The sequence below is a fragment of the Rhodococcus sp. EPR-134 genome (assembly GCF_001647205.1).
Lineage (GTDB): Bacteria > Actinomycetota > Actinomycetes > Mycobacteriales > Mycobacteriaceae > Rhodococcus_F > Rhodococcus_F qingshengii.
In genome coordinates this window covers 1-14,125 of sequence record NZ_LVCT01000456.1, presented here as the reverse complement: position 1 = coordinate 14,125, position 14,125 = coordinate 1, and the positions used below count along the sequence as shown (strand labels likewise).

At 64.4% G+C, this 14,125-nt stretch carries 14 protein-coding genes and 1 pseudogene; 9 read left to right on the top strand and 6 right to left on the bottom strand.

Going from position 1 to position 14,125, the window contains the following annotated elements; translation table 11 throughout:
• Positions 1-208 precede the first annotated feature (208 nt).
• The 3 genes from A2J01_RS21230 to A2J01_RS21220 are packed head-to-tail and all read right to left on the bottom strand — an operon-like array spanning position 209 to position 1,521.
• Complete coding sequence (locus A2J01_RS21230) at positions 209-844, bottom strand: class I SAM-dependent methyltransferase (RefSeq protein ID WP_042925990.1); 636 nt, start codon at positions 842-844, stop codon at positions 209-211.
• A gap of 3 nt (positions 845-847) precedes the next feature.
• Positions 848-1,279, bottom strand: coding sequence for a DUF5313 family protein (locus tag A2J01_RS21225; RefSeq protein ID WP_042925988.1), 432 nt, complete (start codon positions 1,277-1,279; stop codon positions 848-850).
• The gene (locus A2J01_RS21220; protein WP_042926020.1) at positions 1,276-1,521 is read right to left on the bottom strand and encodes a YgaP family membrane protein; all 246 of its coding nucleotides are present in this window, start codon (positions 1,519-1,521) and stop codon (positions 1,276-1,278) included. The genes A2J01_RS21225 and A2J01_RS21220 overlap by 4 nt, the downstream gene beginning before the upstream one ends.
• A 134-nt stretch (positions 1,522-1,655) precedes the next feature.
• Between A2J01_RS21220 and A2J01_RS21215 the strand changes: the two genes are divergently transcribed.
• Complete coding sequence (locus tag A2J01_RS21215) at positions 1,656-3,836, top strand: MMPL family transporter (protein ID WP_064113513.1); 2,181 nt, start codon at positions 1,656-1,658, stop codon at positions 3,834-3,836.
• Between the two features lie 115 nt (positions 3,837-3,951).
• Positions 3,952-4,215, top strand: a complete 264-nt coding sequence (locus A2J01_RS21210; RefSeq protein WP_042925979.1) for a metal-sensitive transcriptional regulator — start codon at positions 3,952-3,954, stop codon at positions 4,213-4,215.
• Positions 4,216-4,308: 93 nt separating this feature from the next.
• Here the strand turns inward: A2J01_RS21210 and A2J01_RS21205 are convergent, their stop codons facing one another.
• Together A2J01_RS21205 and A2J01_RS21200 are read right to left on the bottom strand one after the other, a co-directional pair.
• Entirely contained in the window at positions 4,309-4,845 is a 537-nt protein-coding gene (locus tag A2J01_RS21205) for an Rv2732c family membrane protein (protein ID WP_042925977.1), read from the bottom strand.
• Positions 4,842-6,047, bottom strand: coding sequence for an NAD(P)/FAD-dependent oxidoreductase (locus A2J01_RS21200; protein WP_064113512.1), 1,206 nt, complete (start codon positions 6,045-6,047; stop codon positions 4,842-4,844). The genes A2J01_RS21205 and A2J01_RS21200 overlap by 4 nt, the downstream gene beginning before the upstream one ends.
• Before the next feature lie 578 nt (positions 6,048-6,625).
• Here A2J01_RS21200 and A2J01_RS21195 point away from each other — a divergent pair.
• From A2J01_RS21195 to A2J01_RS35945, 7 genes and pseudogenes are all read left to right on the top strand, one after another.
• Positions 6,626-8,020 (top strand): MBL fold metallo-hydrolase, encoded by a 1,395-nt coding sequence (locus A2J01_RS21195; protein ID WP_042925976.1) that lies wholly within the window; start codon positions 6,626-6,628, stop codon positions 8,018-8,020.
• A gap of 27 nt (positions 8,021-8,047) precedes the next feature.
• Positions 8,048-9,280 (top strand): GntR family transcriptional regulator, encoded by a 1,233-nt coding sequence (locus A2J01_RS36945; protein ID WP_231915860.1) that lies wholly within the window; start codon positions 8,048-8,050, stop codon positions 9,278-9,280.
• A gap of 28 nt (positions 9,281-9,308) precedes the next feature.
• The gene (locus tag A2J01_RS21185) at positions 9,309-9,647 is read left to right on the top strand and encodes a rhodanese-like domain-containing protein (RefSeq protein WP_042925975.1); all 339 of its coding nucleotides are present in this window, start codon (positions 9,309-9,311) and stop codon (positions 9,645-9,647) included.
• A gap of 1 nt (position 9,648) precedes the next feature.
• Entirely contained in the window at positions 9,649-10,491 is an 843-nt protein-coding gene (locus A2J01_RS21180; RefSeq protein ID WP_042925974.1) for a sulfite exporter TauE/SafE family protein, read from the top strand.
• 79 nt (positions 10,492-10,570) lie between these two features.
• Positions 10,571-12,343 (top strand): annotated as a pseudogene (gene ctaD, locus A2J01_RS21175) (aa3-type cytochrome oxidase subunit I).
• Positions 12,340-12,885 carry a hypothetical protein gene (locus A2J01_RS21170; protein WP_064113511.1) on the top strand — a complete coding sequence of 182 codons (546 nt, stop codon included), beginning with the start codon at positions 12,340-12,342 and terminating at the stop codon, positions 12,883-12,885. Before ctaD ends, A2J01_RS21170 begins: the two are co-directional and overlap by 4 nt.
• 168 nt (positions 12,886-13,053) lie before the next feature.
• Positions 13,054-13,263, top strand: coding sequence for a hypothetical protein (locus tag A2J01_RS35945; RefSeq protein ID WP_039868159.1), 210 nt, complete (start codon positions 13,054-13,056; stop codon positions 13,261-13,263).
• Between the two features lie 205 nt (positions 13,264-13,468).
• Here A2J01_RS35945 and A2J01_RS21160 read toward each other — a convergent pair.
• The coding region (locus A2J01_RS21160; RefSeq protein ID WP_064113510.1) for a sigma-70 family RNA polymerase sigma factor at positions 13,469-14,125 on the bottom strand (657 nt) is incomplete at its 5' end.

Genomic DNA, 14,125 nt, shown 5'->3' with positions numbered 1-14,125 from the left:
CGTCTTCTGAAACTGACAGTCGTTCCAGTGTCTCGGCGTCGTCGCGAAGTACCGGTGTGCTGATCTCGTTGGCCCTACTTCCTGGGTCGCTCGCCGTGGGCGCGCGACAAGCGTGGGTGGACTGTAAAAAACGACTTCTCGAGTTCGTCGAGACCGATGTACCGGGGCGTGGCCGGCAATTCGTGCCGCGGCCATCGTAATTGCCCGTTCAGGACACCTTTCGGGCGTGAAGACGCTCGACGAGACCGAGAGTGAACCGGTCGATGTCCTCGATGGAGAAGCTCTCGTCACCGGCGATCGCGAGCGAGGGCCGGCGCAGAAAGTGCTCGCCACCGACCGGGACGCTCACCAGTTCCAGAAGGCGTTGGATCCATCGAACCGGCCGGATCGACGAGGCGACGTGATCGGCGAGGAGCAACGTTCCACCTGGACGCAGCACTCGCGACATTTCCGCGAGCGCGATGTCCGTGGCGGGGATGGCGCAGAGCGAGAACGTGCACACCACGGTGTCGAAAGATGCATCGGGAAAATCCAGAGCGTGAGCGTCCCCGAGAGCTAGGCGAGCGTCGGGTCTGACGCCGGCGGCCCGAGTATGCGCCTGCGCGAGCATGTCCGGGCTCAACTCGATTCCGGTCAACGACGTCCCTGCCGGGTAGTGCTCGAGATTGAGTCCAGTTCCCACTGCGACCTCGAGAACCTGGCCTCGGGCGCGACTGCAGATCCAGGACCTGGTGTCGCGGAAGAGGACTCGGTCGAGAAAGGTCATGTGCTTGTCGTAACCGGCCGCTTGCTTGTCCCAGAATCGCTGCCACCGGGCGAGACGGTGCGTTGGATCGACGACCATCGCTCAGTGCTCCCGGCCGGGAGCGATGGGTGCCGCGGCGGTGCGTGAGGCCCCGGACTCGGGGTGCGCCGCGAGATAACGCTTCTTGACCAGTTCCGATTCCTGCGCTTTGCGGGGGTTCGTCAGATCGTGCGGCAGCATGTGCCGCACGAGGCGGCGTTGCCGATTCTCTTCCATGTACGAGGCGGTGAAGAACACCGAGAGCAGGACCGCGAGAAGCACCATGGCACCACGCAACCACAGCTCACCCGGAAAGAACATGAACACGGCGTAGATGGGAAGAAACGGAACCTGGCCGCGAATGAGGTGCCGAACGACGGCGTGATCACCCGTCAGATCGTGGGCCACCCAGTCCGTCATGGTCGAGGGAAGAGGACGACCGAAGGCGTAGCCGACCCACTGCCACGGCGTAGGGCGGGTCCTGTAGCGGTTCACCGGGCCGGGGTCATTGTGCTCTGGCGCATCCCCAGTCGCCGCATTGCCAAGCTGGCCGGGCACCATCCGACTGCAGAATACAGCAGCAGATTGCCACCGACGAATGCTGTCAGGGCATGCCAGCGGCGGTTGTGAAGGGAACCGGCGGCGAGGCTGGCGAGGATCATGGTGCCCGCCAGTGCGGGGACTGCGCGTTCGATACTCGGTCCGCCGGGGCCGGTGAGGGTGTCGGTGCATGACATGAGTTCGGTCCTCGATTCTGTGAGTGTGGTGCGGCACCACATGTATACCCCAGGGGGTAGGTGTCAACATTCAGCATACCCCCTGGGGTACCATGCTAGGGTTCCTCCATCTTCCCGACCAGTAAGGACATGATGTGAGTTCTACGGACGTTCGAACCGACGAGAGTTCTGCAGACAGCTCGCCGCCAGGGATCACCGGCGGGCCGTTGGCGCGCTTCGGTGCGCGCATGGCCGGCAATTTCAAGTGGGTGGTGACGGCGTGGCTCGTGGTCATCATCGGATTGGGAGCATTTGCCCCGTCGGTGTTCGGCTCTCTCGCCGGTGCCGGCTGGCAATCCAACGGATCGGAGTCGGTCCAGGTTCGGGAACTTGCCCAGGAGCATTTCGGTGGGAACTCCTCGGCCGCGATACAGGTGGTCGTGCACTCGGACACCGAGCAGGTGACCGATCCTGCTGTGGCAGCTGTCATTTCCGAGGTCACCGACATTCTGGCCGCCGACTCGCGAATTTCCGAGGTCATCGCCCCGCAACCGGGGATGTCGATCAGCCCGGACGGGCACACCGGAATCCTCATCGGTGGAGCGAACGGGACGACCGACGAGATGGTGAAGGCGGTCGACGATCTCAAAGGCGAGTTGACCGCGGCCTCCACGGATTCGATAGAGGTCTACCCGACGGGAGCCTCCGCGCTGTGGAGTGACTTCAACAAGGCCAACCACGACGCGATGATCAAGGCCGAAATCATCTCCTGGCCGGTCACGTTGGCGATTATGGTGCTCGCATTCGGTTCGCTCGTCGCTGCGGGCCTGCCTCTGCTGTTGACGCTGGCCGGTCTGGTTGCATCCGCGGGTGGTCTGGTTCTGCTGAACGAGATCACGCCGCTCTCGGTGTGGGCCATGAACTTTGCGATGATGTTCGCGCTGGCGCTCGGTATCGACTACGCGCTGTTCCTCGTCGTGCGATTCCGGGATGCCCTGCGGAAGACGATCGACGCCGGACGAATCGACTCACGACGCGCGGTGGCCGAAACCATGGATACGGCAGGCAAAGCCGTCCTGCTGTCGGGACTGACAGTGTTGATCAGTTTGTCGGCCGTACTCCTGGTACCTGCACCTGCTGTGCGCACGATGGCGGTGGGCATCATGCTCGCGGTGGTGTTCGTGCTCGCTGCCACACTCACCCTGCTTCCCGCAGTTCTGGGCAAGCTCGGACCGAAGGTCAATGCCGGGTCCCTCCCGTACGCGAAGCGACAGGTGCATCGCTCGCCGAAGTTCGCGTCCTGGGGTCAGTTGTTGCACAAGCATCCGTGGCCGTTCGCCATCGGTTCGCTGTTGATTCTGGTGGCGCTGTCGATTCCGGCGCTGGGTCTGAAGGTCGCCATGCCGTCCATTTCGGTTGTGCCCGAGGATGCTCCGGTCCGGCAGGGCTACGAATTGGTGCAGGCGCAGATGGGTGAGGGTGCACCAGGCATGCTGCAGATCATCGCCCCCACGGCGGAGGCGGAGCAGACCGCGCAGATCGCAGCGAGCGTGGCCGGCGTATCGATGGTGACGCCGCCGATGCCCGCCATGGACGGATCCGACTTCGTCATGCTGCAGGCGATCCCGAACGTGGACCCGTCGGACCCCGCACTCGAGACCACGCTCGACGCCTTGCGCGCCGAGCTGCCCGAGGGTGCGATCGTCGGCGGTGCACCGGCGGAGAACCTGGATCTGCAGTCTGCGTTGAACGAGTATCTGCCGATCGTGGTGTCGGTGATCCTCGTGCTCGGATTCCTGTTGCTGCTGATTGCGCTGCAGGCACCGCTGATCGCCCTGCTCGGCACGGTGGTCAGCCTGCTGTCCACCGGAGCGGCCTTCGGTGTGGCCAAGCTGATCTTCCAAGACGGTCACGGCTCGTCGCTGCTCGGATTCACCCCGCAGGGCTTCCTGAACGGCTGGGGACCGGTGTTCTTCTTCGCGATGATCTTCGCAATTGCGATGGACTACACGGTGTTTCTGCTGTCGAGCGTCAAGGAACACTACGAGAACACCGGTGATCCACACGGTTCTCAGGTCGACGGAATGGCGCACTCGGGACGGGTTATCTTCGCGGCGGCCGCGGTGATGATCGCGGTGTTCTTCTCGTTCGCGCTCGCCGAACCACTGCCACCCAAGGAGATGGGCATCATTCTGGGTGTCGCCGTACTGTTGGACGCCATTCTCATCCGCTTGGTTCTGCTGCCGGTTCTCCTGCGCCTGACCGGCCACGCCGCATGGTGGTCACCCACGTGGCTACGAGCAGTACTGCCCAAGATCGGCTTCTCGCACAGCTGAGTGTCACCGATCTCGAGCAACACAGTGGTGGCCGAGGCCGTTCGGCTTCGGCCACCACGACCACCCTTACCCCTAGGGGTAAACTGGAGTTTCATCGAACGAAGGACTGAACGACATGACCGGTGACACCGAAAGCATCGCATTGGTATTGAACCGTTTGCGGCGTGCGCAGGGTCAGCTCGCAGGAGTGATCTCGATGATCGAGAGCGGCCGGGACTGCAAGGACGTCGTCACGCAACTGGCCGCGGTATCGAAGGCTCTCGACCGGGCAGGCTTCAAGATCGTCGCCACCGGACTCCGTGAGTGCATCACCGGAGCGGAAACAGGGGAGAAGATGACCGAGGCCGAGCTCGAGAAGCTCTTTCTCGCCCTCGCCTGACAACGGTCCGATCACCCCCGCATCGATGCACGGGGGTGATCGGAGCGAGGCAGGGTAGCCGGTTCGAGGTGGGGTGATCGGGCCCGCGACGTGTCAGCCCCTGTGCGCTGGACCGGGCTGCTCGTCCGGGCGGGTGAACACCACACGTGCCCAGAGAACAGTGGAGAGCAACGCGGCCACCGCACCCAGATACAGGCCTGTCGATGGGCCTGCGAACGTCTGCGTCGGTGCCAGTGACTGACGCGCCCAGATCGCAAGCACACCGAAGACTGTGGTGACGCCATTGCCCGCCAATGCCAGAGCGGCCCATCGAAACCGCCGAACCAGACGCGCGATCGAGGCCACCGCAGCGGTGAACGTGACGCTGAATGCGGTGAACAGCGTCGCCAAAACCCCGGCTGATTCCGCGTCGGCGTGTGCGGTGCGTAGAAGAACGTCGTATCCATGGGCGCCGCCGGTGTGTGGAAGCACCACGCCGAGCACGGCCGCCGACACCAGAACGAGCAGATACGGCGTGATCCGGGTGACCACGACCTCCGGTATCACGCGGCGTTCTATGGCCTCGAACACCGACCGGTAGTGGCTCAGGTCGCCCTCGCGGTCGTAACTGTGCGGCGGTCGACCGTTCACGCTCGGCCGGTGAGAATGGCATTCCAATACAACGCCGGCAGTCCGCGTCTCTTGAGGAACCACATGTCGCGGCGTTCGCGGGTGGTGTCGATCAGCGGTATCGAGGGGGCCGGCTGCATCGTGTAGTCGAACTCGGCCAGAAGCATCGTCTTGCGAGAGGTGGTCAAGGGGCAGGAGGCGTACCCGCCGTACTGTGCGGTCAGTGGACGGCCGGCGATGCTCGCCTGCAGGTTCTCGGTGACCACGGGTGCTTGCTTGCGGATGGCGGCACCGGTCTTGGAGTTCGGTGACGATCCGGCGTCACCGAGGGCGAAGACGTTGTCGAATCGACTGTGCCGCAGTGTGTTCTTGTCGATCTGGACGTATCCGGCTGGATTCTCGGGGTCCGCTATGGGGCTGGCCTTGATCCAGTCCGGTGCGGATTGGCGCGGTACGACGTGGAGCAGGTCGTAGGGTAGCTCGTCGGTGGTACCTGCGCTGTTATCAGTGATCGTCACCGATCGGCCGTCCGGGTCGACGGCGGTGACTTCGCTGTTCTTGCGCACCTCGATGCCGTAGCGCGCCACGACTCGTTCGAGCTCCTCGGCGAACACCGGTACCCCGAACATTCCGGGTGTGGGTAGGACGAGGACAACTCGGATGGCGTCGAGCACGCCCTGCTCTCGCCAGTAGTCGGCCGCGAGGTACGCGATCTTCTGCGGGGCACCCGCGCATTTGATGGGGCCGGACGGCATCGTGAACACTGCGGTGCCCGACCGCATCTTCTGAATCATCTGCCACGTCTTGGGTGCGAGATCGTAGCGGTAGTTGCTCGAGACCTGCGGGGTGTCGATCGATTCGGCCATACCGGGCACGGAGTCCCAGTCGAGCTGGATGCCGGGGCACACCACCAGGTGGTCGTAATGGATCGTAGTTCCCGAGGAGGTGCTGACCGTCTGGGCATCCGGGTCGACCCCCTCGGCGCGATCCTTGATCCAGCCGACGCCCTGGGGCATCACCGACGCCTCGCTACGCGCACTTTCCGCGGCCGGGGCGCGGCCTCCACCGACGAGCGTCCACAAAGGTTGGTAGTAGTGGGTCTCTGCCGGCTCGATGATGCCGATGTCGGTCATTCCTGCTCGCCGCAGACGTGCCGCGAGCGAAATACCGGCGTTGCCTCCGCCGATGATCGCGACTTTGTGGTCGATGGTGTGCGCGGACATGTGGTCCTCCTGTTCGAGACACGAGCTCGGTGAGCTGTCTCGATTTCGGTTGGTGCCGGGGTGGTTCAGCTCGACGTCGGTGTGGGCGCGAGCCGTGTGGTCACGACATTGGTGGTCATTGAGGCCAGGTGCACTGCATCCACAGCAGTCGTGCTGGAAGGTCATTCCGGCGTTCGAGCAGGTGGTGCAAGGACACGTGCCGAGGTGTACGGACGCCCTCTCCCTTGATTGATCGTACGGATGTACGTACATTATGGATAAGGCTAGTCGCCGATTCCGACAAACGCCACACTCGGGACGAATCAAATTTCCTCGTCCGCCCCGAGTCGGCGAGTGCCGGACGGCCGAGGAGGACGTGATGGTCGGCAACCGCTGCGGTGTCGCTGTGAGTGGTTGCGCCGCGCTGGATCGGTCGGTTGCGATGCCCCTGGTCGCCCAGTGGAATGCCGCCCATTCCACCTCCACCTTGTGAGATCGGGACCGTGCCTCGCCGCACAGGACCTCCTGAAAATACCCCACGGGGTACCATGAATTTTGACGCCCCTACGAACGCCACCACGATCGACAAGGAGATTTGAATGCTTCTCGAACGCATCTACGACGAAGACCTCGCCCAAGCCGGATACTTCATCGGCTGCCAGGCCAAGGGGGAGGCAGTGGTGGTCGACGCCCGCCGCGACATCGGTGTGTACCTGGACCTGGCCGCTCGGCATGGCATGACCATCACCGCCGTGACCGAGACCCACATCCATGCCGACTACCTGTCCGGCACTCGCGAGCTTGCGAAGGCCACCGGGGCGGTCACCTACGTCTCAGGAGAGGGCGGCGACGACTGGCAGTACGGCTTCGAGGCCGAACGCCTCCACGATGGCGACACGCTGGCTCTGGGTAACATCACCGTGCAAGCCGTTCACACGCCCGGTCATACTCCGGAGCACCTCTCGTTCCTGGTGACCGACGGTGCCTTCGCCGATGCTCCGGGATACATGTTGACGGGCGACTTCGTCTTCGCCGGCGATCTCGGCCGACCGGACCTACTCGACGAAGCTGCAGACGGTGTCGACACCCGTTTCGAGGGTGCCAAACAGATCTTCCGCAGTCTGAAGCGATCATTTGTCACGCAGCCGGATCATATCCAGGTCTTTCCGGGTCACGGTTCGGGCAGTGCCTGCGGAAAAGCTCTCGGTGCGCTCCCGTCGACCAGCGTCGGCTACGAACGTCGCTTCGCTTGGTGGGCCGGGTATGTCGAGCGCGACGACGAGCAGGGCTTCGTCGATGAGATGCTCGACGGCCAACCGGATGCACACGCCTACTTCGGCCGGATGAAGCGTCAGAACAAGCAGGGCCCGGTCGTTCTCGGGCCACTCTCTCCGCTGCACGAGTACGACTCCACCGAATTGGCACGCGCTCTCGATTCCGACGAGGTCGTCCTCCTCGACACCCGCGGCCACGATGAGGTGCACGCCGGCGCTGTCCCCGGAGCGCTCAACATCCCCGGCGTCGGCAAGGCAGCCTCGTTCGGTGCCTGGGTCTACGACCCCGAGCGAGAGGACACTCCACTGGTGGTGCTCGCCGAGGACCGCACTGTCGCCGACGAGCTCCGTGATCACCTGCTGCGGGTCGGCATCGATACGGTGACCGGGTACGTCACAAGTCTACGAGGGCTCCCCATGACGACGCCCGAGACGATCGGTGCGGACGAGCTGGATTCGTTCGACTCGGCAATGGTGCTGGACGTGCGCAACAAAACCGAACACGCCGACGGCCACATACCTGGCTCCGACCAGCTCAGCGGCGGCCGATTGCTGTGGAACCTCGACGGACTGCCCACGGGCGGTCCGATCGTGACCTATTGCCAGAGCGGCGTCCGTAACGCGGTCGCAGCCAGCGCCCTGCGCCGCGCCGGCTACCGAGTCGTCGAACTCGAGGGCAGCTACGCCGCCTGGGCCGAGCGCAAGCTCGAAACAGTCTGATCGAACACGCCCGAATCGGAGGCGGTCGTGCTGTCCGCCGCCGGTTCGGTCCTGTGCTCGCCCAGCCGGCTCGCCGCGCCACCTGCGGTAGAGCAGACCCCGGGCGACACTCCCGATCCGGCACCGACTGGCCTGATCCGGGACCGACTGGGAAGTGACGTGATGCCGCGTCGCTACGCCGACGGATTCGCCAGGTTCGGCGCGATCTCCACCAGGAGCTCGTTCGCGCTCGGCGAGAACTTTCTCGATGCGAGGGTCGTCTCGTTGCGTGTCGACGACGCTGACGGATGGTCCGTCGTGGACGGGGGAGCTGCGGCACCCGAGGTTCTCGGTGAAGATCGCTTCGACGCGTACAGAGCATCACACCCGCCCGTACGGATGTACGTACATTTGTTGTACAGTGGCCTCGAGGGGGCCAGCAGCAGGCGGCTCGAATTCGGATTCCGACACAGATCGACAGGAGGGCCTCTGATGGTTGAACCAGATCGCAGTGCCGCGCTCGACCGCTCCAGTGCGATGCCGCTGTGGGCGCAACTGCATGCCGATCTGGTCCGCCGAATCGGTGACGACGAATTCGCCGGCTCCGAGTTCCCGGGCGAGCATGCGTTGACGACGAGCTACGGGGTGAGCCGTCACACCACCCGCGAGGCCCTGCGGCACCTGCGGAACGAAGGAATCTTGATTGCAGAGCGCGGTCGGCCTTCTCGACTGGCCGGTCCGCCGGTGATCGAGCAACCTCTCGGTGCGCTCTACAGTCTCTTCGCTGCCGTGGAAGCCACGGGTGTTGCTCAGCACAGCGTGGTGCGTGCACTCGAACTGCGGACCGACCCCGCGGTCGCTGTCACTCTGCAGGTCGGTCCCAAGGCTCCGCTGCTCTACCTGGAGCGCATCCGTATGGCAGGGGCCATGCCGTTGGCGCTCGACTATGCCTGGTTGCCGGGGGATCTGGCACGCGACCTCCTGGATGCGGACTTCACTCACACGGCTCTGTACATCGAGCTCGAGCAACGCTGCGGCATCCGCCTCACCGGTGGCCGCGAGGACGTCACTGCCGTCGTCCCGGATCGGGAGGATGCGGCAGCACTCGAACTCGATTCGAAGACCGCCGCGCTGTCGATCCGCCGCTTGGGTTGCATGAATTCCCGGCCGGTGGAGTTGCGGCACACAGTGGTTCGAGGAGATCGGTTCACCGTCTCGGCCACGTTCTCACCGAGCGAGGGCTATCGCTTCGTGCCGGCCACGCCGCTGCACGCCCTGTAAGCACCCACTGATCCAAGGAGCGTTGTTCATGACTGGAGCACCACCGGAAGCCGATCCGGCCGCTGCACACGCACTGATCGCCGAATCGGGAGCCATCCTGATCGATGTCCGCGAGGACGACGAATGGGCAGCCGGCCACGCCCCGGACGCCGTCCATGTACGCCTCGGCGATCTCGATCCTGCTGCCTACCCTCCTGAGCAGAAATTGGTCGTGGTGTGCCGCTCGGGCGCTCGGTCGAGCACAGCTGTCGCGGCCCTCACCGATGCCGGTCGCGCAGCGCACAATCTGTCGGGCGGAATGAAAGCGTGGCACGAAGACGGCCGCCCTGTGGTCCGTGATGACGGCACCCCCGGCGCAGTGATCTGACATGGTCGCCACCCTCGCGATCGCAGTTGCCGCAGGGATTCTCATCGGGCTCTCCCTCGGCGCACTCGGTGGTGGGGGATCGATACTGACTGTTCCTGCCCTGGTGTATCTCCTTGCGGTCGAACCGCAATCGGCAACGAGCGCCTCGTTGATCATCGTCGGAATCACCTCGATCATCGCGGCCATCAGCCATGCGCGAGCACGGCACGTTCGGTGGCGGGCAGCGGCAGTGTTCGGAATTCTGGGCTCGGTCACCGCCTTCGGCGGGTCGATCCTCAACCGATCGGTCGACCCGCAGATCTTGCTGCTCGCGTTCGCGGCACTGATGATCGTCGCCGCCGGTGCGATGCTGCGCCGCACCCGGCGCGGACACGATGCCGACCTACCGACACCGGACCCGGCCGAGACCGCGGGAACACGCCTGAGCGCCGTCGCGGTCGCCACGAAGCCCACGAAAGTGAAGATCACCGCGTCGCAGGTAGTCAAGCTGGTCGCGTCCGCGCTCGTCGTCGGCTTCCTCACCGGATTTCTGGGAGTAGGCGGCGGCTTCCTCATCGTCCCCGCTCTGGTTCTGGCACTGGGCTATTCGATGCCCGTCGCGGTCGGAACGTCACTGGTGATCATCTCCATCACCAGCGCGGGAGCCTTCACCGAACGCCTCGGCACGGGTGCCACCATCCCGTGGGAGATCGTCGTACCGTTCACCCTCGCGGCCATCGCCGGATCGTTCGCAGGAAAAGTCATCAGCGACAAAGTCACTGCCACCACACTCACCCGTAGCTTCGCAGCCCTGTTGCTCGCCGTGGCCGTCTACGTCACCGTCCAGGCCTCCATGGCCCTGTAACGCACATCGTTGTGCATCACAGCCTATTTCTGCGCACGCAAATGCGGCGCATCGCACACCTGGATCGAGGAGATCGTCGATGACCGCACTGATTCCCCGCCCTGAGGCGGCCAGGCCGTATCCGGCGCGTAGTGAACCCAAGGGCTGGACACTGCTGCAGTTGGTGACCACCACCGATCACAAGACGATCGGCAAGATGTATCTGGTCACCTCGTTCGGTCTGTTCCTCATCGGCGGGTTGATGGCGCTGCTCATGCGCACCGAACTCGCCGTACCGGGGTTGCAGTTCCTGTCCAACGAGCAGTACAACCAGCTCTTCACCATGCACGGCACGATCATGCTGTTGCTCTACGCCGTCCCGGTCGCGTACGGATTCGCCAATTACATTCTGCCGCTACAGATCGGGGCACCGGACGTCGCGTTCCCGCGCCTCAACGCGTTCGCGTACTGGCTGTACGTGTTCGGATCGCTGATCGTGCTCGCCGGGTTCATCACCCCGGGAGGTGCCGCGGACTTCGGATGGACCGCCTACACCCCACTGACGAGCGCACTGCATTCCCCCGGCGTCGGCGCCGACCTGTGGGTACTGGGTCTGATCCTGTCCGGCTTGGGCACGATCTTGGGCGCGGTCAACTTCATCACCACCGTGGTGTGCCTGCGCGCACCCGGCATGACGATGTTCCGGATGCCGATCTTCACCTGGAACATACTCGTGACCTCGGTGCTGGTACTGCTGGCGTTCCCGACCTTCGCGGCCGCGTTGGCCGGGCTGGCCTTCGATCGACACTTCGGTGGTCACGTGTTCGACCCGGCGACCGGGGGAGCGGTGCTCTGGCAGCACCTGTTCTGGTTCTTCGGCCATCCCGAGGTCTACATCGTCGCGCTCCCGTTCTTCGGCATCGTCTCCGAAATCTTCCCGGTCTTCAGCCGCAAACCCATCTTCGGCTACAAGGGCCTGATCTTCGCCACCCTCGGCATCGCAGCGCTCTCGATCACGGTGTGGGCGCACCACATGTACGCCACCGGAGCTGTTCTGCTGCCGTTCTTTTCGTTCATGTCCTTCCTCATCGCCGTGCCGACCGGGGTGAAGTTGTTCAACTGGATCGGCACCATGTGGCGAGGACAGGTCACCCTGGAAACCCCGATGCTGTTCAGCATCGGATTTCTGATCACATTCCTGTTCGGCGGACTGACCGGTGTGCTGCTGGCCAGCCCCCCGATCGATTTCCACGTCACCGACACCTACTTCGTGGTGGCGCACTTCCACTACGTACTGTTCGGGACCATCGTCTTCGCCACCTACGCCGGGGTGTACTTCTGGTTTCCCAAGATCACCGGACGCATGCTCGACGAACGCCTCGGCAAGTGGCACTTCTGGACGACGTTCGTCGGGTTCCACATGACGTTCCTGGTCCAGCACTGGCTCGGCAACGAAGGGATGCCGCGCCGCTACGCCGACTACCTGCCCTCCGACGGATTCACCACCTTGAACCTGATCTCCTCGATCGGAGCGTTCATTCTCGGGCTGTCCACGCTGCCGTTCGTATGGAATGTGTTCAAGTCCTAGCGATACGGCGCGGTCGCCACCGTCGACGATCCGTGGGGCTACGGCAACTCTCTCGAATGGGCCACCACCTGCCCACCGCCCCGCCACAATTTCACCGAAATACCTCGTATCCGTTCCGAGCGGCCGGCGTTCGAGCTGCACTACCCTCATATGGTCGAACGCATGCGCACCGAAGCCCACGTCGGGCTGACGGGCCACACCGCCGCTGTGCGGGCACCCTCCGAAGTGATCGCCGACGGCGTCGAAGAGGGCACCGCCAGCGGGACCTCAGGGGAGAGACGGTGACGAGCGCGCGGAGACGGCGCTCGACAGGTGCCGCTGTCCTGGTACCGGGACGGGTGTCGTACGCGATCGCGGTCGCCATGGGGTTCTACGTGCTCGCGCTGATCCTGGTGTTCACCTTCCTCGTCCCTCGACTCTCACCCGGGTCAGCGACCGCTGTCACCGCTGCCGTGGTGGCCGGCTTCGCGGTGCTGCTGATGGCGGCGATGATGTTCGCAGCCCGCACACCGCTGCATCCTGCAGCGGTATCCGTGGTCCGGGACACCGCGGCGGACCGAGAGGACGACATCGTCGAGGGGTGGGCGGTGGTCCTGGGCACCGACATCGATTCACGGCGGGTGGAACTGGAAGTGACGGTGCCCGGGTCCGGAACGTACCAGTGCGATGTGCGTGCAGAACGGTCGACCGTCCGCGCACTGGTGACCGGTGCCACCATTTCGGTGTGGGTCGATCCTCACCATCGCCGATCGTTGACCTTGGTCGGGGTCGGGGTCGGGGTCGGTCCGAGCATCGACGACGATATGTCCGGGAACGGGAAAAGCTGATCGAGCAACCTCGCCTGCACCCCGCGGCGGCGAAAGCCACTCCAGGGTCGCAGACGTCGATCGTAACTACCCTCGACTGCCCGCCGGACGGCTGGCTGTGCCGGTGACCGACGCGAGTGTGCCTGCGCGACATCGACTTTCCCGCGACGGAGCCCCCGCTTGCCGGCGATGGCGAGTGTGGTCGTGGTGTTGCACCTGATCGGGTGGGGGCTGTTCGTTCACTACGATGCGGACCTGCGTATGCACGGTCTGGCCGGTCGGCGCGCCGCGACGGGCGAGACCACGAAGAACGACGACTCGGGTCGCAGCCCTGGCAAGACCAGGGCTGCGGACCGCGATCTACTTCTTGGAGAACATGCGGGAGAACAATCCCGGTGACTTCGGATCGGAGTCGTGCCCCTTGCAGCGATTGGACGCCGGAACGCCCCGCATCACCTGATCGACGTGTTGACCACATCCCGCCCACGTCGTTTTCCCGCACTTCTTGCACGTGACAGCCCTGCACATGAGTCTCTCCCTCGGTCGACAATTCACTTTCAATATACCCTATGGGGTATATTTTCCGGGTGTCGGGGATGATCGGTCATCGCGGCGGGGGTCCGCCCAAGTGGGCGACGTCGTAGACGAACTGTTCGGGTACCGCGCTGGTCCACGGCCGCAGGCCGAGTGCGGTCTTGATACCGATCAGGGCCTGTGCGATGGGTGGGCACCGGCGACACTGCCGCAGGTGCGTATCGATGCGGGCCGACGCGTCGACATCGAGACGCCCGTCCAGGTAGTCCGATGCCGCGGCGAGTGTGCGCCGGCACGCCTGGGAGTCGTTTCGCGGGTGTGCGGGACCGTCGTCGAGGGCGCGTAGCAGCTTCACCCGTGCACGGTGGATGCGCTTGTACACCGCTGCGGTGGTGAGCGCGCCGACCGCACCGATCTGTGTCGCCGTCCAGCCCTCGCCGTCGTGCAGTGCCAGGACCATTCGATCCTCGACGGTCAACGTCGCCAGCGCCGCTCGCACCGTGGATCGATCGCTGAGCGCCTGCGCGACCGTCTCGGGGTGCTCGAGGTCGCTGATCGATACATCGATGTCGCCCGTGCCCGATGGTTCGGTGCGCTGAGTCTCCGCGCGTGCGGCCACATCGCGGGCACGATTGATCGCGATTCGATACAGCCACGTCGTGAGCGCCGATTCGGATCGAAACGTTCTCCGGTTGCGCCACGCGCGTTCGAGGACGTCCTGCACCAG

What these genes read in the sequence shown, in the direction of transcription:
- A2J01_RS21230 (WP_042925990.1), bottom strand. Translation starts at nt 844, where the DNA reads ATGGTCGTCGATCCAACGCACCGTCTCGCCCGGTGGCAGCGATTCTGG.
- A2J01_RS21220 (WP_042926020.1), bottom strand. Translation starts at nt 1,521, where the DNA reads ATGTCATGCACCGACACCCTCACCGGCCCCGGCGGACCGAGTATCGAA.
- A2J01_RS21210 (WP_042925979.1), top strand. Translation starts at nt 3,952, where the DNA reads ATGACCGGTGACACCGAAAGCATCGCATTGGTATTGAACCGTTTGCGG.
- A2J01_RS21200 (WP_064113512.1), bottom strand. Translation starts at nt 6,047, where the DNA reads ATGTCCGCGCACACCATCGACCACAAAGTCGCGATCATCGGCGGAGGC.
- A2J01_RS21195 (WP_042925976.1), top strand. Translation starts at nt 6,626, where the DNA reads ATGCTTCTCGAACGCATCTACGACGAAGACCTCGCCCAAGCCGGATAC.
- A2J01_RS21185 (WP_042925975.1), top strand. Translation starts at nt 9,309, where the DNA reads ATGACTGGAGCACCACCGGAAGCCGATCCGGCCGCTGCACACGCACTG.
- A2J01_RS21180 (WP_042925974.1), top strand. Translation starts at nt 9,649, where the DNA reads ATGGTCGCCACCCTCGCGATCGCAGTTGCCGCAGGGATTCTCATCGGG.
- A2J01_RS35945 (WP_039868159.1), top strand. Translation starts at nt 13,054, where the DNA reads ATGGCGAGTGTGGTCGTGGTGTTGCACCTGATCGGGTGGGGGCTGTTC.